Here is a 17,666-nt window from a genome sequence, read left to right on the forward strand (position 1 = left end):
CATCGGGGCCTCCTTGTCGTCGCCTGGGTCAGTGGGTGCGGAGCAGCCATGGCGCCAGCAGCACGGTGGCGAGGGAGGCGATGGGCAGGTGCAGCGGCACGGCCAGGCCGGTGCCCGTCGCCTTGATGCGCGCGGCCGGCGCGCCGATGTCGAAGGTGATGACCGGTATGTCCTGCCGCCAGAACTCGGTCAGGATATAGGACCAGGTTTCCGGCCAGATCGCCGGCAGGAAGCCCCAGTCGCACGGGTGGTTCCGGATCAGCGCGGGCAGTTCATGCTCGCCATAGCGACCGGTGATCTCGACCACGTCGGTCGCCAGCAGCCTGGGGTCGTCGCAGGTATGGCCGATGATGGTGAAGCGCATCGGCAGGTCGTGGTCCGCGACATGCCGGGCCAGGGCAAGGAGGATATTATAGCCTTTCTCGATCCCGATGGCGCCGATCAGGAGGATGCGGCGTATCTCGTCCGCCGCCTTGGGCGGGAAGGTTGCGGGGCGCGTGGGGATGGGCGCCTCCCACTGGCCCAGCGTGATCGGGGCGTCGAGATGGCGGCGGTAGCGGTCCGCGACATCGTGGCAGGAGGCGATGATGGCGGTGGCGCGCCGGAACAGATCGGCGCTGAGTTCGCGCAGCAAGGTCAGGGGCGTGTCGTCGCTGTTCAGGGGGCCGAGGTCGGCGACGCAGCGCTGGCAGGCGTCCGGCGCCGGTTCGCCGCAATACAGGCTGTTGTACGACACCAGCGTGATGCGCGGGCAGAACCAGGAATAATCGTGCAGGTAGACGACATGATCGATGCCGCAGCGGGAGAGCTGGTGGACGTCCCTGATTCCGGCGCCGATATAGCTGTGGATTTCGATCCGCGCGCAGCCCAGCGCGCGCAGCAGGGTGGGCAGGTCCGCGCCTCCTCGGGGCACCGTGATGTTGGGATAATCCTCCGGCAGGAACGGGATGATCCGCCAGACTGGATCCTCGGTGGCGTGGCGCGGAGGGTGGGGCGAGACGATCAGCGGCACATGGCCTTCTGCCAGGTTTTCGCGCGCGCGGTCGGTCACGAAACGCTGGACGCCGCCCTGCCGGTCGTGGGTCAGCAGTGCCACGACCGGGCGCCCGGCGATGGCGTGGTGCAGGCGGGCCAGGTCCAGCTGCCGACGGAAGGGGCCCAGCGGGTCGCGGGCCTGCCAGGCCTGGACCATCCGGTCGTAGCCGGGATGCAGGCCGTTGAGGGTTGCCAGGTTGCGGCGGATCAGGTCGCTGCGGACGGCGCTGAAGGACTGGCCTTCCGCATGGCCGACGAAGGTGTGCAGGCAGGCCACGTGTCGCCAGCCCAGGGCGGCGGCGCGGCGGCTGAAATCATTTTCCTCGCCATAGCCCTGCGCGAAGACGTCCTCGCGCAGCAGGCCGGTCTGATGCAGGCAGTCGGCGCGGATATACATGCAATAGCCGTGGGCGGTCGGGACCTCGACCAGCGCGTCGTTGCCGCAGGCCGCGAGCCGCTCTGCCGTTTCGAGAACCTCCTCGTAGGGCGGTATGGGATTCTGGCCGTCGGCGCTTGGGTAGCTGAAGATCGTCGCCGCGTTGGAGAGCGGGGTGGCGGTGCCGATATCGGGCGCGCGATGGACGGTGCGCCGCAGGGCGTCGATCCAGTGCGGGGGCGGCAGCGTGTCGCTGTTGAGCAGGATTGCGTCTTCGTCCCGCTCCACGGCGCGCAGGCCGCGATTGGAGGAGAAGGTGAAGCCGCGATTCTGGGCGTTGGTCAGGAGTGTGACGCCGTCCAGCGTTGCCAGCGTATCGAGGAATGCGGTGATCCGCTCGTCCGGCGAGCAGTCGTTGACGATGACGACACGCTCGTGCACGCCGCGATGTTGCAGGACCAGCGTGATGCAGGTCCGGGTGGTTTCGTAACCGCGATAGACGGGGATGATGACCGCGACCCGGGGGGCGGGGATGGCCGGGGCATCGGTTTCGGACGCCGGGAAGCGGGGCGTGTAGAGGGTCGGGAAGGGCTGGTTGAAACTGGGCTGTACGGACGCGGGGTGGGCGCTGGGGAAGCGGGTGGCGACCCATTCCGCCTGGGTGCGGGCATAGCGCCCGCCGGCGAGCGGGTCGATGGGACTGCCGTAGAATGCGCGGCCGAACCGGTCGGTGACCTTGACGGCCGGGGTTTCGGGGCCCTGCAGGTCCTGCCATGGAATGACGAAGTCGGTGCGCGGTTTTTCGGGCCAGAGTCGTTCGTCATCCGGTTCGTCATCGGGGGGGCCGATTAGTGCGTCGAACAGCGTGCGGTCGCCTTCGACGGTGCGCACCTGGATGTGGTCGGTGGCCGCCAGATTGTTGGGATAGCGGCACCAGCCGCTCAAACCGTCGGTGGCGCCCTCGATGAATCCTTCGAAGGTCCAGACCGTGCGGCTGTCGATGCCGCTGCCCAGCAGGCCGCGACCCGCCTGGAGGATGTCGATGCGCGGCAGGTGGCGGGGCAGGACGAAATTGTCGATCGTCCAGACCCGGTAGCCGGGTGGGCGGGCCAGGAGGGTGAGGTCGGCGGGTCGTTCGTCGGCATCGTGGCGCAGGATCAGCGTGTGTGCGGCATGGTCCGGCAGGCCGGCGACGAGGCGCCCGTCGGGCAGCATGGCGCACCATCCCGAGCAGCGATTGGCCTCGGCCACGGCGCTGAAGAGCGGGAAGGCGATCTCGGGGAAAATGACCGCCGTTTCGCGCAGGAGCGCGCGCAGTTCGGCAAAGGCCCGGTCATGGGCGCCGAAGCGCATGCGGGTGATCAGCAGGAAAAACCGGGCCAGCGGCGACATCGTGACCGACGAGAGGAATTCGAAGGCCTCCGACGCGCGGGGCTCGTCCAGCGCCAGGCGGCAGAAGCCGATCCCCAGCGTGATGTCGCGCGCGCTGGGGTAGGATCGCTGGAGATACTCCAGCCTTGGCAACATGGTTCCCGGGGAGACGCCTTTCAGCCCTTCATGGCGGGCGGAGAGAAGGCGGCTGTAGCGGGCGGAGATGGTTTGTACGAACGTGTCGATCGGTTTCTCCATCGTGCGCCGGTCTGGTTGCCAGGGGGATAGGCAAGGGCTTTGCCCTTGACCCACCAAAGGGCAGTCGCCCTTTGGAAACCCAGTTGTTGGGGTGCAGGGGGAGCCTTGGGATTACGTGATGCAGAAGCCGCGCCAGCTGTCGTAGACCGGTTCCAGTGCCCTTGAAGGCGCGCGCAGTTCCGCGCGGCCGACGCTCAGCCAGTGCATCTTGCCGTTTGTCCATTCGCCGCGGAGGACGGAGGCGGCGACGTCGGGATTATTCTTGAGATACCATTTCTCGTCGAATTCCTTGCCGTCCGTGTCGCGGCCTTCGAAAAATCCGACCTGGATGAAATGGTCGTGGCCGCTTTTCAGCTCGCCGCGATGGATCGCGGCGTCCACGTCGGGATTGGCGCGCAGATAGGCTGCTTCGTCGAACGGTACGGTCTTCAGGTACGCGGTGAGCAGGAATTTGAACACATCTTCCGGAATGACGATTTTTCCATTATCGCTTTTCAGTATCTTTTGGACTGAAGAATAAAGGATCACGATATCCTCCGGAAGAAGAACACTTCAAATGGGCATTGCTTGCGTTGGATATCGGGTCAAAGTGAATATAAGGTAAAATTTCTTGACGTTCCGTGTGGGGGTTTGGATTTCTCTCCTGTTTTTTCATGCGGAGGAAAGGTGAATATTTTGTAAATGGAGGGTTTTGTTTGTTTGCAGGCGTGTGAAAAATCAGGCGCGCGTCTTTCTCCGTTCTTTTTTGCAAAAGAACGGAACGGTTGTGCCGGAAGGATCGGGCTGTTCGGTTGGCCTTTCTTCCTGTTTTTCAGGACAGGAAGAAAGGACGGCCGGTTATTCCTTGAAAGCGCGGGCGAGGATGTTCTGCTTTTCCAGCGAGACGGGCAACGCGGTCGCGGTGACGGCGACGCCCTGCCAGCCCCCGCCCATGGCGGTGTAGAGGTTGACCGCGTCCTGCAACCGCTCCAGCCGCGCCTCGGCCTCGGCATTCTCGGCCGCCAGCGCGGTGCGCTCGGTCGTCAGCACCTCCAGGAAGCCCACCAGGCCGGCGCTGTAGAGCTTGCGCGCCCGGTCGCTGGCCAGCCGGCTGTCCTCGGCCGCGCGGTGCAGCAATTCGGTGTGCTCGACATCGTCATGCCAGGCCGCCATCGCATCCTCGACCTCGCGGAAGGCCGTCAGCACCGTCTGGCGGTAGCTCAGCCGGCTGGCTTCCGCCGCCGCCTGCATCCCGCGCACCTGCGCCGTCAGCTTGCCGCCATGGGCCAGCGGCAGCGAGGCCAGCATGAAGAACTGCCAGCTCAGCGCCCCCGCTTGGAAGAGCTGGTACATCGCCGACGCATTGGGGTTGAAGTTCAGCGGAATGCTGAAATTCGGATACATCTGCGCCACCGCGACCCCGATCCGCGCCGTGGATTCGGCATAGGCCCGTTCCGCCCGGCGGATGTCCGGGCGGTTGGCCAGCACGATCGAGGGCATCGTCGCCGGGAAATCCGGCACCTTCGGCAAGGGGCGGGCGATCTTCAGTTCCGCTTCCGTCGTGCCGGGCATCTGGCCCATCAGCACGTCGAGCGCATGGGTGATCTGGGCGATATGGGTGCGCAGCGGCTCGCGCGCCGCAAGCTGGCTGTCCAGCTCCGCCTTCGCCTGCGCGATCTGCAGCGTGTTGCCCACGCCTTCCAGATACAGGCGCTGCGTCAGGTCGTAGGCTTCCTGCGCCACGCTGATGTTGCGGTTGGAGATTTCCAGCCGCAACTGGGTGTCGCGCAGCACCATATAGTCGCTGACCACGGCCGAGAGCATCGTCATCAGCACCGCGCGGCGGTCTTCGATCGTTTCCTCGACCGCGCGCTCCTGCGCCTCCACGCTGCGGCGGATGCGGCCGAACACGTCGATCTGCCAGCTGGCGCTGACCCCGTAGGACAGGTACGACGCCCCGGGACGGTTGGCCGGGTTGCCCGGGCGCAGCGGCCAGTTGTCGACATTGAGCGAGTAGCGGGAATCGCCGTTGGTGGTGTTGGCGTCGACCTGCGGATACCAGGCGGAGGCCTGGCTGTCGCGCAATGCGCGCTCGGCCAGGATGCGCTGGCCGGCGATCTGCAGATCGTAATTGCCGCCGATCGCGCGATCGACCAGCCGGTCCAGTTCGGCATCGCCGAAACGGTGCCACCAATCCTTCAGCTCGGCATTGGTGCGTGCGATCTCGGCGTCGGTTGCCGGATGCTCGTCCTCGGTGAAGTGCTCGGGCACCTTCATCCGGTCGGGCTGGTAGCGCGGGCCGACCGTGCAACCCGCCATTACCAGGGCCGAGGTCAGGACCAGGCCGGCCCGTCGGGTCTTCGTCATCATGGTCATGCTCGCGCCGGGGGCCTTACAGATGGTCTTGCAGCCAGGTGGTCAGATGCCCCTTCTGGCTGCGCGATTGCGGGCCGACGGTCACCGTGCAGGTCATGCCCGCCGCCAGCGTCACGCTTTCGGGCACATGGTCGAGATGGATGCGCACCGGGATGCGCTGTGCCAGGCGGACCCAGGTGAAGATCGGGTTGACGTCCTGCAGGCCCAGCCGGTCGGGATTGCCGTTCTGGTCGTTGATGCCGCGCGCGATGGAGACGACATGGCCGGGGATGATCTGCTTGTAGCCCATCAGCTTGACGCGGGCGACGTCGCCGACATGCACGCCCCACATCTTGGTTTCCTCGAAATATCCGTTCACCCAGTAGGAATCGGCGTCGATCACCGCCAGGCGGGGCTGGCCGGCCGTGAGATAGTCACCCACCCGCAGGTTCAGGTTGGTCACGTAGCCGTTGACCGGCGAATACAGCACCGAGCGTTGCAGGTTCAGCTTCGCCAGGTCCAGCGCCGCCCGGGCCGCGTCCACCGCCGCCACCTGCGTCGCCACGTTGGAGTTGAACACTTCCTGTTCTTCCGCCGACACGATGCCGCCCAGCCCCATGCGGCGCTTCGCGTCGTTGCGCTTGAGCTTCAGGTCTTCCTCGGCCCCGTCCAGCCGGGCCTGGGCCTCGCGGATCGCCAGGCGGAAACGGACCGGGTCCAGCACGAACAGCGGCTCGCCCTTGTGCACGAACTGGTTGTCCACCACCGGAACCTGCACCACCGTGCCCGGAACTTCCGGCGCCACGTCGACCACGTAGACGCGCACGCGCCCGTCGCGCGTCCAGGGGGCAATCATGTACGTGTCCCACAGGGTCACCCCCAGAACGATCGCCAGTACGACGATGCTCAGGGTCAGGACCACGCGGATCAGGGTGCGTAGAAGGGGCATTGTCTATCTCGGACCTTGCAGGGGGCAGTTGTTCGGCCGTTTTTCAGACGAACAGGATCATCAGGCACAGAACACAAGTGTAGAGGGCGACCTCGAACAGCGCGAGATGCCAGAACCATTTCATGATGCCGGTCCACCAGAGCAGGAAGCGGATCAGCATGGTCACCGGCAGGGCGGCGATCGCGTAGACGACGATCGGCGCCATGAAGACGCCGAAGAAATTGAACTCGGTCAGCATCACGCGACTCTCATTCCGAACGAACGCGTCCTGGGTGGGATGGCCATACTCAGCCTGTTATCGGCGCCGGGCATGTCGCCAGGCAATTGCAGTGGACCATGTTTGTGAAAGAATCCGGGCGCCGAGTCTACCAGGAGCGATGCCTGTTCGAGGCAGGCGGCGATGCGCCGGGTGGGAACGTGGGAGGGCGCGGGACGGTCTTCGACGTCGCGCATGACTTCCTGCGCCGCCGTGCGCAGGACCAGCGCGGTACGGGTTGGATGGCTGCACAGGTGCTGGAACGATTCCAGCGCCGCCAGCGTGCGGGCGCGGTCCTGTGCATGGACCGCCGGATGCTGCGCCAGATGCCGCAGGCGCGTGATCAGGCGCCCCACCGAGACGCAGATGAACGCCGCGTCGGTGGTTTCGTAGACGCGCCGGGGAGGGGCGACCAGCGAGAAGCGCTGGATCATGCGCAGGATCTTCTGCATCTGCAGGTTTTCCCACACCGTCCAGCTGACCGGGCGGTCCAGCGGCAGGCGGGCCAGCTGCTGGGTGGCGCGGTTGATCGACATGACCAGCCGGCCGGTGTCGAGCCGGTGGTCGGAGGGGAGAATGACGCGGAATACCAGGGCCAGCCCGATCAGGGCGATGAGGTAGGACAGCCAGACATTCATCAGCGACAGGTCGTCGAAGGAGATCGGGTTGCGGATCTGCACCATCGCATTGAAGAACACCGCATAGCCGAAGCCCCGCATGGCGTGGCGGGGGTGGAACTGAAGCCAGATGCCCGGCAGCAGGCAGACCGAAAGGGACAGCCACAGCAGCGGATAGCCGTCGATGCGCGGCAGGAAAAAGGTCTGGCAGATGAAGGCGGCGGGGATCGCGGCCAGGGTGCCGCTGGCGAACATGACGCTGGCGCGGGATGCCACGGGGCTGGTGGCCAGAAGGCAGGAAGCCGGGATGAGGTAGGCGAGCATGCTGGCACCGTTGGACCAGCGGAAGACGTACCAGGTCAGGCAGCCCAGCAACGTCACGAACGCGCCGCGCGTGCCGTTGCGCAGTGCCGCCGGCCAGTCGAAGAACAGGCGCAGCCTGATGGGGCGGACATGGGCCTGGGGGCCCACGAAATCGTCCAGCGCGCCGCGCAGCTGCACCAGCATGTCGCGCTCATTGTCGATGAACGCGATCGTGGGCAGGTCTTTCGTTTCCTCGGCCAGATTGTCCAGCGTGGTGATGGCGGTAGCGAGACGCGCGCGCATGTGGCCCGGATCGTCAAGATGCAGGTTTTCCGGCGGGGTGACGGAGAAGCTGGCCATCACCTCGTGCACCAGGTCGCGGGCGGCTGTCGTCTGCGGGTTTTCCGGAGGCTGGTCGCGCCAGATCGGGTGGTGGGTGCTGAGCAGCCCCAGCAGCCGGGCCACGCCGGCGCGCAGGCCGTCGGCCCGGCGGCCGATCGCGAAATTGTCGGCGGCGGCGTATTCGATCGCCTCGACCAGCGCATTGGCCTGGGAGAGCAGGCGGGCGCGCGCATCGTAGCTGGTCAGCGTCATGGCGCGGAAGGACAGAGGCTGGCCGCCATCGTCGGGCATCGGGGTCTGGCCGGGTGCGATGTCCTCCATGTCCGTCGGGTGGGAGAACTGGCCGGTGATGTTGCGCAGCGTCTGGTCGACCTGGCGCAGGACCTTTTCCGGCCGGCTGACCGAGGTGACCAGGAACACCACCGCCGTGCTGACGATGCCGACCGTGACCGCCGACAGGCGCGACATGGCGGCCATGAAGATGCGGTCGGGGTCGGCGAAGGTGGAGATCGAGACCAGCACGATGGTGTAGCCCGCCAGCACCGCGGCATAGGCCTTGTAGAAGCGCAGCAGCGTCGACACGCAGCAGGCGATGCCGATGATGACCGACAGGCCCATGAAATAGAGCATCGGCGACTGGGGGAAGGCCGCCATCAGCAGGACCGCCGCCGTCGCGCCGATCACGGTGCCGAAGATGCGCCAGAAGCTCTTGGAGACCATCGCGCCGACGACCGGGTTGGCCACGATCAGGACGGTCGTGACCGACGACATCGGTGTCTGGAGCTGGAAGAAGAAGGCGAGGAACAGGGCCAGCCCGACGGCGAGCAGCGCGCGGATGCTGTAGGCGATGGTCGGCGAGAGCGTCTTCCAGTCGGGGAAGGCGAAGCCGCCGAAGCGGACCAGCGAGCGCGGGACGTGCAGCGCCGTGTGGGGGGGGACCAGCCGGATGCTCATGTCCGGATTGCCGCGCCCATGGGCCGGGCGGCCGGCCCGCAAGGCAGCGGAGCGCGACCGGGCCGTCCCTGGCGGGCGGGGCCTTTATGGGTCAGACGACGTCCAAAGGATCGTGCCCGTGCACTACGCTCGGAGTCCGCCATCCCTGCAGCTACCCGGTTCCCTGACTGTCATGAGCCCGCATGCTCATGATTTTGTGACGAGGGAACACGTTTCCAGAAATGGGGGGCGGGGGCCAATGCAATTTCAGCATGGTCCCCAACCGGCTTTGGCGTCTCTCCCGCCCAGGCGGGTGTCAGATGCCGCCCTTGCGGCCGAAGAGCGTGCGGACGATGTGCATCAGCGCACGCAGGGCCTGGCGGCCGACCGGGCCGGCGATCGCGCCCGTGACCGCCGTGATGGCCATGGCCTGGCGCAGTTCGTTCAGCGCATGTTCGCGGGCGAAGCGGGCGCGGATTTCGGTGGCGGTCATGATCGAGCGGCGGCCGAGCAGCAGGAAGAGCAGCGCCATGACGGCGTCTACCGCGAAGACCAGGATGGCCGCGCCGAGCACGCTGAACCCCAGCGTCTGGTAGGCGAAGGCCCACAGCAGCGCGTGCCCCGACAGGATCGCCAGCAGGCCGAACACGCCGGCGACGACCAGGAACGCCACCTGCCTGCCTATGCGGATGGCCATCTCGCGGCGTACGGTCAGTTCCGCCTGGACAGTGGCTTTGCCAAGTTCGGCTATCTTCATGGTCCTTGCTTCTTCCCTCTGCTTCGTTGGCGGGCGTTCCGCCGGAATGCCCGCCCGGCCAGATAGCTGATCGCGGCACGGGTGGCGATGGCCGCCGGTGGCGTCTGGCGCCCGGCAGCGTGGATCGGGCGCGATGATCGGCCAGTTTGCGCGCCTTGGCAACGAGGGTCGGCCTGCCGCCGGGAGGGCGGCCCCGGGTCCGCTTGGGTGCCGATGGCGGTGCGGGGCCGGTTGCCCGGAAGGGGGTTCTGGCGATTTTACGCGCTGGGACCGCAAGATTGGTCGTATCTTTCATGGGGGTTGTCTACACTCGACGGCTTTCGTTCCGTCCTGTCAGGTTTCGCTTCTCGCATGGCTCCCCTCTCTCCACGTCTTGACGTTCGCGGATTTGTGTGTGCGCCGGTGGGGGCCTGCACGCCCGCGCTGTCCTTTTCGGTCGCGCCCGGCGGATGCCTGGCCCTGCTGGGGGACCGCGCGGCCGACCTGTCGGGCCTGATGGATACGCTGGCCGGCCATCTGCCGTGCGTGGCCGGGGAGATCCTGCTCGATGGGCGGGACGTGTCCGGGCTGCCGGTGGGCGGGCGGGGGCTGGGGCTGTTCAGTGCGCGGGACCCGCTGTTCGCGCATCTGACGGTGCGGCGGAACCTGGCCTTTCCGCTGGAGGCGCGGGGCATGGCGCGCCCGGCGATCGCGGCGCGGGTGGATGCCGTCCTGGCCCTGCTGGGGCTGGATGGATGTGCCGGCCACCGCCCGCGCGCGCTTGCCCCGCAGGATGAATGGCGTGCGCGGCTTGGCCGGCTGCTGGTGTTTGCGCCGTCGGTCCTGCTGCTGGACGACCCGTTCGCGGGGCTGGAGCGCGGGGACCGGCTGGCGATGCGCCGCCTGCTGGCGCGCGTGAGCCGGGCGCAGGGGCTGACGTTGCTGCTGGCGACCGGGGACCGGGACGACGCGCTGCTGCTGGGGGAGACGATCGGCATCCTGTCCGGCCGCGCGCTGTTGCAGACCGGCAGTGCGGCCGAACTGTTCGACCGGCCGGCCTGCGACCGGGTGGCCACCGGGTTTGGCGATGCCAACGCGCTGACCGGTCGGGTCGCGTGGGTGGAGGACGACCTGGCCTCGGTCCATCTGGCCAGCGGTGCGCGGGTCGAGGCCATGGCGGGGGAGGGGCTGGGGGACGACATGCTGTGTACGCTGTGCGTCCGGCCCGACCGGATCGCCACCCTGTTTCCGACCGGACGGGCTGCCGCCGACGAGGACGGGGAGGACACGCTGCCGGCAGTGCTGGCGGGGCTGCACCATATGGGTGACCATATCCGGCTGCGTTTTCGCCTGGAGGACGGGCAGGAGGTGCTGGTGCGCCGGCCGCCCGCGCAGAACCTGACCGGGCTTGTGCCCGGACGGACCGCGCGGCTGGCGTGGCAGCCGGCCCATGCGGTGGCCTTTCCGTTTCGCGGGGAAATGGGCTAGCGTGCCCGGCTCTTTGTCCTGCCTCCTGCGAAAGTCCATCCCCCTGTCCGGCTCGTTCCGCACCCTCCGATCGTTCCGTCGTCTTCTGATCGGGCTGCTGCTGCTGGCGATCGTGTCGACCGGCGGGAATGCCCGGGCGGGCTGGCGCGCGCATGCGCTGGTGGTGAACAGCCTGGGCGGCGCGCTGGGCAGCGCCCAGGACAAGGCGTTCTTCCGCCCCTTCGCGGCGCAGAAGGGGTTCGGCATCCTGCGCTATGTCTGGGATGGCACGCCGCAGCCCCGGACCGCGCATGGCACCGGCCATGCCTGGACCGTGGCACTGATGGAAGACAGCACCGTGCGCGCCGCCTGCATGCAGGGGACCCTGCTGCGCCTGGGGGGCGCCCCGGGCAGCGCGGATGCCTGCGGCGTGCCGGCGCTGCGCGAGGGGATTGCGCTGGCGTGGGATCGCGGGCGCATTCCCGTAGCCCCGCACTGGAGCGATTTCTGGAACGTCGTGCGCTATCCCGGCAAGCGTGGCCTGCGCAAGGACCCGCGCTCGACGCTGGAGATCGCGTTGATGGCCGATGGGGTGGCGCCGGCCGATGTCTATGCCGTGCTGGGCACGCCCGAGGGGGTGGCCCGCGCGTTCCGCAAGCTCAGCCAGTTGCGTCCTTATATCGTGTGGTGGACCAGCCCGGCGGAATCCGCGCGCATCATCGGCAATGGCAGCGTGCTGATGACCAGCGCGGCAGGGGGCGAGGTGGCGGCGGCCGGGACCGGCCAGCGCGATGTCGGGCTGCAATGGGAGCAGAGCCTGGATGAGGGCCTGTCCTGGGGGGTTGCGCCCGACCTGGACCGGGCCGCGCTGGATCGCGCGCGTAGCCTGCTGCATTTCATGGCCCAGCCCGAGCAGGTGGCGCGGTTTGCCGGGCTCTATCACGCGCACCCCGACGGATCGGCCGCGCAGCCGCTGCCGATGGATGCGTCCTTCTGGCAGGAGCATCTGCCCGATCTGTCCAGGCGCTTCGCGGACTGGCTGGCCGCGCCATGACCGGACTGCCGGCTTTTTCGGCGCCGGCGCTGGCGGTCAGTCTGCTGGTGGAAGGGGGGGCGGCCGTGGCCGCCTGCGGGTTCGGCCTGCTGCTGCGGGCGGGGCCGGTCGGGCGGCGTGCGCTGTCGGGCGCGCGGGTCTGTGCGCTGGCGCTTGCGTTGCCGGGATGGATGGGGGCCGTTGCATTGTCCGGCCCCTGGCGGGAGGATGGCGTGGAGCCGGTGGTGACGCAGGCTGTCTGCCTGGTGCCGCTGGTGCTGTTGCCGCTGCTGCGTGCGCTCGACCGGTTGCCGCCCGGACTGGCGCGGACGGCGGCGGGCCTGGGAGCGGGGCGGGCCGTGCGGGTGCGGGGCCTGTGGGTGCCGCTGCTGGGGCCGGCGGCGCTGGCCGCGGCGGGGCTGGCGCTGGCGGGGGCGGTGATGGTGGGCGTGCTGGACGCGTAGGCGGCGTTTTTCTTCTCTCCGGCCGCCGGATTCAGTAAGACGGTCGCCATGACCGATACAAAGCCGTTCTGGCAGGTCCGCCGTCTGGACGAAATGACGACCGAGGAATGGGAGTCGCTGTGCGATGGCTGCGGGCGCTGCTGCCTGCACAAGCTGCGCGAGGACGTGACCGAGCAGATCCTGTTTACCGATGTCGCCTGCCGGCTGCTGGACCTGGAAAGCTGCCTCTGTTCGGATTACGCGTGCCGCCGGCGCAAGGTGCCCGATTGCGTGCAGCTGACGCCCGAGGCGCTGGCGGAGATCGACTGGCTGCCGCCCTCCTGCGCCTATCGGCTGCTGGCCGAGGGGCGCGATCTGGCATGGTGGCATCCGCTGGTGTCCGGCTCGCCCGACACCGTGCACGAGGCCGGGATTTCGGTGCGCGGGCGGGCGATCAGCGAACGGCGCGCGGGCCAGCTGGAGCATCATATCGTCGACTGGCCGGGCAGGATGCCCCGGCCGCGTCGGCCACGGGCGCGCGACCGGGGATGATTGCCGGCCTGTCCGGGCCGGTTCCGGCGGAGGCCGAGACCGTGCGGCTGGCGGGGCGGGACGTGCCGGTGCGCTGGCGCCGGTCGGGCCGGGCGCGGCGGCTGTCGCTGCGGATCGATGCGCGGGCGGCCGAGATCGTGATTACCCTGCCGCCGCGGGCGGAGCGCGAGGCCGGGCTGGCACTGCTGCGCAACCATGCCGTCTGGGTGCTGTCGCGGCTGGACCATCTGCCGGCGGCGGTGCCGTGGCACGATGGTGGGCAGGTGGTGCTGGATGGGTGCCCGCTTGGTATCGCCCATTGCCCCGATGGGCGGCGGGGAGTGTGGATCGAGGACGGGGTGGTGAAGGTGAGCGGTGAGGCGCCGTTCCTGCGCCGCCGGCTGGCGACCTTTCTGCGGCAGGAGGCCGGGCACCGGCTGGGGGCGCGGCTGGCGCAGATTGCCGGGCCGGCCGGGCTGCGGCCCCGCCGGCTGGTGATCAAGGATACCAGCAGCCGCTGGGGCAGTTGCAGCGCGGACGGCACGGTGATGCTGAACTGGCGCCTGGTGATGGCGCCGGTGGACGTGCAGCATTATGTGGTCGCCCATGAACTGGCCCATCTGCGGCACATGAATCATGGTCCGGATTTCTGGGTGCTGGTGGCGCGCCTGACGCCGCACCGGCATATGGCCGAGGCGTGGCTGCGCCGGCATGGGCCGGCATTGCTGCGCGCCGCGTGATCTGTCGAAAACCGCCTGCGCCGGATTTCACCCACCGCGCGAGTATGCTAGACGGCGAGCGGGGCGAGCTTGGCGGAATGGTAGACGCACGAGACTTAAAATCTTGCGCCCGCAAGGGCGTGCGGGTTCGAGTCCCGCAGTTCGCACCATAACCGGATTGCGCGGGTGTGCGGCGCCCTCCGATCAGGGGATTTCTCTGATCGGAGGATGTGCGTCCGTTATGCCGCGAAGGCGGGGCGGGTTTCGTCTATTCTGAAATGATTGACGATCTGGCGGAGGGAGGTTGCTTCCCGGGCCAGGTTGTGGACGGCCGCGGTTGTTTCCTCGACCATGGCCGCGTTCTTCTGGGTGATGAGATCCATCTCGTTCATCGCCGAATTGATTTCGTTCAATCCGCTGGACTGTTCCTGGGACGAGGTGGAGACGTCCTCGATCAGGGAGCCGAGTTCGTCGACCTGGCTTGTGATGTCCCTGATGCAGCGTTCGGTGTCGTTGACGAACTTTACGCCGTTGTTGATTTCCGCGTACGACCGGGAAATGAGTTCCTGGATGTTCTTCGACTCGTCGGCGGCTCTTTGCGCCAGGGTCCGGACTTCGCTTGCGACGACGGAGAAGCCGCGGCCCTGCTCGCCCGCGCGTGCGGCCTCGACGGCGGCGTTCAGGGCCAGGATGTTGGTCTGGAACGAAATTCCGTTGATGGTCTCGATGATTGTATTGATCATCTTCGAGGATTGCTCGATCCGGCCCATGGCGCCGATGGCTTTTGCGATGGCGTCCTGCGATATGGTGGCGCTCGACCGGGTCGAGGTGGCCGTGCGCTGCGCGGTCTTTGTGACAGCCGCTATCTTTTTCATGTTGTCCGTGATCGAGGAAACCGTGGCCACCGTCTGTTCGAGGCCTGCGGCCTGTTCTTCGGTGCGGCGGGCCAGGTCGTCGGTCGCGATGGAGACTTCGGCGGAGGTGTTTCTGACAATCTCGCTATTGTTCGAGATCTTTCTCATGGCTTCCTTGATGCCATGGATGCCGTCGTTGAAATCCTTCCTGATGGATTCGTACTGGGTCGGAAACGGCTTGTCGAGGCTGACGGCCAGGTCGCCGGTCTTGATGGCCTCGAGGGCTTCGCTGAAGGAGTGCCGGACGAATTCGACATCTTCATCGAGCTTTTTCTGCTTTTCCTGATTGGCGAAATGTTCGCGGCGGTCTTCCCACACGACGGCGATCTGGTCGGTGCCTTCGATCGTGATCAGGAAGATAGTTGCGAAAATCGGAAGAATCGTGCCGTCCAGGCGGACGTGCATCCAGTCGAACTGAATGGGCTCGCGGTATTTCAGGAGATTGCCGACGATTTCCTGCGCCGCCTGGCCCGAATTTCTGCCGTCGGGCTGGAATTCGGGGGAAAATTTTTCGACGCTGAGCCCTATGACCTGTTCCCTGCTTCCGCCCACCAGGTCGAGCATGGCCTTGTTGCAGTCGGCGACTTTTCCGTCTTTTAAATAGAAGCAGCCGGTAAGGGTGTGTTCAAATATCGATTCTGCGAGAATTTGGCGAACCGTTCTGTCGTCTGAATGTTTACTGTTCCGTTTTTTCGAAAACCACACGCCGTCACGCTCCGTATTTTGGGAGGTGGGGATTCTAGATAAAACGCCCTGTGTGTCTCACGAATATTTGTTATTAATCATATGCGATATTTAAATATATGAGCCTTGCGGAAGGACTCAGGGCAGCCGGATCTGCGCGACGAGCCAGGGACGTTCCTGCCGGTCCTGGCCGTTATGGAAGACGGGCAGGCGGGACCATTGGCCGACCGTGAGCCACAGCGTATCGCCGTGCAGGGCCAGCCCGTCGGGCGAGATCAGGCGCGGATCGTGCGCCACGATGGACAGCGTGCCGTCGGTCGCGCGGTGCAGGATGGCGTGGCGCTCCAGGTCCGTCAGGTAGAGGCTGCCGTCGGGCGCGGTTGCCATGCCGTCCACGACCCCTGTCTCGCCTTCATCACGTACCGCGCGGGCCAGGGCGGCCGGGGTGGCGTGGGGGTTGCCGAGAATGGCGGTGGGGGCGCTGTAGAGCCGGCGCCCGGACAGGGGCTGCCAGTAGAGCACCGCGCTGTCGGGGCTGATGGCGATGCCGTCGGCGCCGCCCTGGCCCATGGCGGGGTGGGCCAGGTCGAAACGCTGCATCTGGCCGTCGACCATCATCGCGAAGCCCGGGGTCGGGCGGGTGGAGATGTCGCCATCGAGGATGCGCCATGCGGCCCCGGTGGCCAGGTCGACGACGATGAGCGCCGGGTGGTCGGCCGTGGACGTGTCGGTGATGAAGGCCAGGCCCGCGCGGCCGTGCGTGAGGTCGATCCGCAGGTCGTTGACGTGGCTGTCCGGGCGGATGGCCGGGGCGTGCAGCGGCACGATCCTGACCCCCGCCCCGCCGGGGGTGGGGTCGATCATGACCAGGGCCGGCTTTGCCGGGCCGGGGGTGCCGGCCACCGTGCCCTCGTCGACGATCCAGATCCGCCCGCGCGTATCCAGCGTCATGCCCAGTGGGGAGACCAGCCGGTCCTGTGTCGCGGCATCGGGGTAGGGCGTGAGGTCCGGACGGCCGTCGGGGTGCGTCGTCAGGCGGGCGAGCCGCGGCCCCGCATGGTCCTGCGCGCTGCGCGGAAAGCCCAGGATCACGGTGCCATCGGGCAGGGCGACGATGCCCGATGGCTGCATGTCGGCAAAGCGCGCCGCGACGGTGACGTTGCCCGTGGGGGTCGCGCCGTGATCGGTGCTGTCGGCGGCGCGTGCGCCCCACGGGGCGGCCGCCAGGACCGCGCAGAGCGCGAATGCCGCGCCGGTCTTCCTGCCATTCTGTCGCATCCTGCCTCCGGCACGCATCGCGGTTCTTTCCCCGCCTGTATCATCGGCGCCCTGTGTGCGCGACCGTCGTGGTTTCGGAAAAACGTGATTGACGCACAATTGATCGAACGCGGAGGCCGGCGGGCGCAGCTTTAACTTTGTGTCATTTCTCAACCTTGGACATGCCGATGTCGCTTGTGCATAGCTATGCAACATGATCGTAACCTCTGTTTTCGGAGCGCCGCATGAGTGACAGAATCTTCTTGAGTATCCTGACCGGATCTTTTTCCACGCCCTGCGCCGACAATCCCACCGTGGCGATGATCGAGGCGGCGTATCGCCATCACGAGATCGACGCGCGCTATATCAACTGCGATGTGAAGCCCGACAATCTGGCCGATGCCGTGCGGGGCGCGAAGGCGATGGAGTGGGTGGGGTTCAACTGCTCGCTGCCGCACAAGGTCGCGGTGATCGAGTATCTGGATGCGCTGTCGGACGCCGCGAAGATTATCGGCGCGGTCAATTGCGTGACGATCCGCGATGGCCGGCTGACCGGCGACAATACGGACGGCAAGGGGTTCCTGGCCTCGCTGAAGGGGGTGACGGACCCGCGCGGCAAGCGGGTCCTGCTGCTGGGTGCGGGGGGTGCCGCGCGCGCGATTGCCGTGGAGCTGGGGCTTGCCGGCACCGCGCATATCACGGTTGCCAATCGCGACCCGGCGAAAGGCGAGATCATCGCGGCGCTGGTGCGCGACAATACCAAAAGCGATGCGACGGCCATTCCGTGGAAGGGCGCGGTGGAGGTGCCCGGGGATGTCGATATCGTCATCAACGCCACCTCCGTCGGGCTGGGCGACAAGGACGCGATACCGGAGATTGCGCTGGACAGCCTGAAGAAAGGGCACATCGTCGCCGACGTGATTCCGAACCCGCCCAGGACGCACCTGCTGCGCGAGGCGAAGGCGCGCGGCTGCACGCCGCTGGACGGGCTTGGCATGCTTGTGAACCAGGGGGTGATCGGCGTCGAACTGTGGCTGGGGAAAACGCTCGATGCCGCCGTGATGAAACGCGCGCTCCAGGACATTTTCGGCGCCGCCGACTGATGTGA

General features: G+C 67.1%; 15 protein-coding genes and 1 tRNA gene. 7 read left to right on the top strand and 9 right to left on the bottom strand.

The features are described 5' to 3' along the window. Nucleotides 1-28: 28 nt before the first annotated feature. The 7 genes from HLH27_RS14690 to HLH27_RS14720 all read right to left on the bottom strand — a co-directional run bounded on the left by HLH27_RS14690 (nucleotide 29) and on the right by HLH27_RS14720 (nucleotide 9,531). The gene (locus HLH27_RS14690) at nucleotides 29-3,040 is read right to left on the bottom strand and encodes a glycosyltransferase (protein ID WP_182950794.1); all 3,012 of its coding nucleotides are present in this window, start codon (nucleotides 3,038-3,040) and stop codon (nucleotides 29-31) included. 111 nt (nucleotides 3,041-3,151) lie between these two features. Then, on the bottom strand, nucleotides 3,152-3,568 hold the full coding sequence (locus tag HLH27_RS14695) for a hypothetical protein (protein WP_182950795.1): 417 nt from the start codon (nucleotides 3,566-3,568) through the stop codon (nucleotides 3,152-3,154). Nucleotides 3,569-3,877: 309 nt separating this feature from the next. Continuing rightward, nucleotides 3,878-5,389, bottom strand: a complete 1,512-nt coding sequence (locus tag HLH27_RS14700) for an efflux transporter outer membrane subunit (protein WP_408870856.1) — start codon at nucleotides 5,387-5,389, stop codon at nucleotides 3,878-3,880. A 22-nt stretch (nucleotides 5,390-5,411) separates the two neighbouring features. After that, nucleotides 5,412-6,323 (bottom strand): HlyD family efflux transporter periplasmic adaptor subunit, encoded by a 912-nt coding sequence (locus HLH27_RS14705; protein ID WP_182950797.1) that lies wholly within the window; start codon nucleotides 6,321-6,323, stop codon nucleotides 5,412-5,414. Nucleotides 6,324-6,366: 43 nt separating this feature from the next. Then, nucleotides 6,367-6,561: a DUF1656 domain-containing protein gene (locus tag HLH27_RS14710; RefSeq protein WP_182950834.1), complete on the bottom strand. Its 195-nt coding sequence runs from the start codon at nucleotides 6,559-6,561 to the stop codon at nucleotides 6,367-6,369. Beyond that, the gene (locus tag HLH27_RS14715) at nucleotides 6,561-8,795 is read right to left on the bottom strand and encodes an FUSC family protein (protein WP_220790436.1); all 2,235 of its coding nucleotides are present in this window, start codon (nucleotides 8,793-8,795) and stop codon (nucleotides 6,561-6,563) included. The genes HLH27_RS14710 and HLH27_RS14715 overlap by 1 nt, the downstream gene beginning before the upstream one ends. A 295-nt stretch (nucleotides 8,796-9,090) precedes the next feature. Continuing rightward, on the bottom strand, nucleotides 9,091-9,531 hold the full coding sequence (locus HLH27_RS14720) for a hypothetical protein (protein ID WP_182950798.1): 441 nt from the start codon (nucleotides 9,529-9,531) through the stop codon (nucleotides 9,091-9,093). A gap of 402 nt (nucleotides 9,532-9,933) precedes the next feature. On the opposite strand from HLH27_RS14720, the gene HLH27_RS14725 reads away from it, so the two are divergent. The 6 genes from HLH27_RS14725 (at nucleotide 9,934) to HLH27_RS14750 (ending at nucleotide 13,873) form a co-directional block, all read left to right on the top strand. Beyond that, on the top strand, nucleotides 9,934-10,998 hold the full coding sequence (locus HLH27_RS14725) for an ABC transporter ATP-binding protein (protein WP_338029921.1): 1,065 nt from the start codon (nucleotides 9,934-9,936) through the stop codon (nucleotides 10,996-10,998). Between the two features lies 1 nt (nucleotide 10,999). Further along, entirely contained in the window at nucleotides 11,000-12,031 is a 1,032-nt protein-coding gene (locus HLH27_RS14730) for an extracellular solute-binding protein (protein ID WP_338029922.1), read from the top strand. Continuing rightward, entirely contained in the window at nucleotides 12,028-12,474 is a 447-nt protein-coding gene (locus tag HLH27_RS14735) for a hypothetical protein (RefSeq protein ID WP_182950801.1), read from the top strand. The genes HLH27_RS14730 and HLH27_RS14735 overlap by 4 nt, the downstream gene beginning before the upstream one ends. 48 nt (nucleotides 12,475-12,522) lie before the next feature. After that, nucleotides 12,523-13,005 carry a YcgN family cysteine cluster protein gene (locus tag HLH27_RS14740; RefSeq protein WP_182950802.1) on the top strand — a complete coding sequence of 161 codons (483 nt, stop codon included), beginning with the start codon at nucleotides 12,523-12,525 and terminating at the stop codon, nucleotides 13,003-13,005. After that, on the top strand, nucleotides 13,002-13,724 hold the full coding sequence (locus tag HLH27_RS14745) for a M48 family metallopeptidase (protein ID WP_182950803.1): 723 nt from the start codon (nucleotides 13,002-13,004) through the stop codon (nucleotides 13,722-13,724). Before HLH27_RS14740 ends, HLH27_RS14745 begins: the two co-directional genes overlap by 4 nt. Nucleotides 13,725-13,787: 63 nt before the next feature. After that, nucleotides 13,788-13,873: transfer RNA gene (locus HLH27_RS14750), tRNA-Leu, on the top strand. A 69-nt stretch (nucleotides 13,874-13,942) separates the two neighbouring features. On the opposite strand, the gene HLH27_RS17300 is transcribed toward HLH27_RS14750, so the two are convergent. Further along, nucleotides 13,943-15,322, bottom strand: coding sequence for a methyl-accepting chemotaxis protein (locus tag HLH27_RS17300; RefSeq protein ID WP_182950804.1), 1,380 nt, complete (start codon nucleotides 15,320-15,322; stop codon nucleotides 13,943-13,945). 117 nt (nucleotides 15,323-15,439) lie between these two features. Further along, nucleotides 15,440-16,597, bottom strand: a complete 1,158-nt coding sequence (locus HLH27_RS14760; RefSeq protein ID WP_182950805.1) for an L-dopachrome tautomerase-related protein — start codon at nucleotides 16,595-16,597, stop codon at nucleotides 15,440-15,442. 206 nt (nucleotides 16,598-16,803) lie between these two features. Here HLH27_RS14760 and aroE point away from each other — a divergent pair, with 206 nt between their 5' ends. Continuing rightward, complete coding sequence (gene aroE / locus HLH27_RS14765) at nucleotides 16,804-17,661, top strand: shikimate dehydrogenase (RefSeq protein WP_182950806.1); 858 nt, start codon at nucleotides 16,804-16,806, stop codon at nucleotides 17,659-17,661. Nucleotides 17,662-17,666: the final 5 nt, after the last annotated feature.

The sequence above is a fragment of the Gluconacetobacter takamatsuzukensis genome (genome assembly GCF_014174275.1).
GTDB lineage: Bacteria > Pseudomonadota > Alphaproteobacteria > Acetobacterales > Acetobacteraceae > Gluconacetobacter > Gluconacetobacter takamatsuzukensis.

Coding starts and splice junctions, on each gene's coding strand:
- HLH27_RS14715 (WP_220790436.1), bottom strand. CDS start 8,795: ATGAGCATCCGGCTGGTCCCCCCCCACACGGCGCTGCACGTCCCGCGC.
- aroE (WP_182950806.1), top strand. CDS start 16,804: ATGAGTGACAGAATCTTCTTGAGTATCCTGACCGGATCTTTTTCCACG.
- HLH27_RS14690 (WP_182950794.1), bottom strand. CDS start 3,040: ATGGAGAAACCGATCGACACGTTCGTACAAACCATCTCCGCCCGCTAC.
- HLH27_RS14700 (WP_408870856.1), bottom strand. CDS start 5,389: ATGATGACGAAGACCCGACGGGCCGGCCTGGTCCTGACCTCGGCCCTG.
- HLH27_RS14745 (WP_182950803.1), top strand. CDS start 13,002: ATGATTGCCGGCCTGTCCGGGCCGGTTCCGGCGGAGGCCGAGACCGTG.
- HLH27_RS14760 (WP_182950805.1), bottom strand. CDS start 16,597: ATGCGTGCCGGAGGCAGGATGCGACAGAATGGCAGGAAGACCGGCGCG.
- HLH27_RS14705 (WP_182950797.1), bottom strand. CDS start 6,323: ATGCCCCTTCTACGCACCCTGATCCGCGTGGTCCTGACCCTGAGCATC.
- HLH27_RS14740 (WP_182950802.1), top strand. CDS start 12,523: ATGACCGATACAAAGCCGTTCTGGCAGGTCCGCCGTCTGGACGAAATG.
- HLH27_RS14735 (WP_182950801.1), top strand. CDS start 12,028: ATGACCGGACTGCCGGCTTTTTCGGCGCCGGCGCTGGCGGTCAGTCTG.
- HLH27_RS14720 (WP_182950798.1), bottom strand. CDS start 9,531: ATGAAGATAGCCGAACTTGGCAAAGCCACTGTCCAGGCGGAACTGACC.
- HLH27_RS14710 (WP_182950834.1), bottom strand. CDS start 6,561: ATGCTGACCGAGTTCAATTTCTTCGGCGTCTTCATGGCGCCGATCGTC.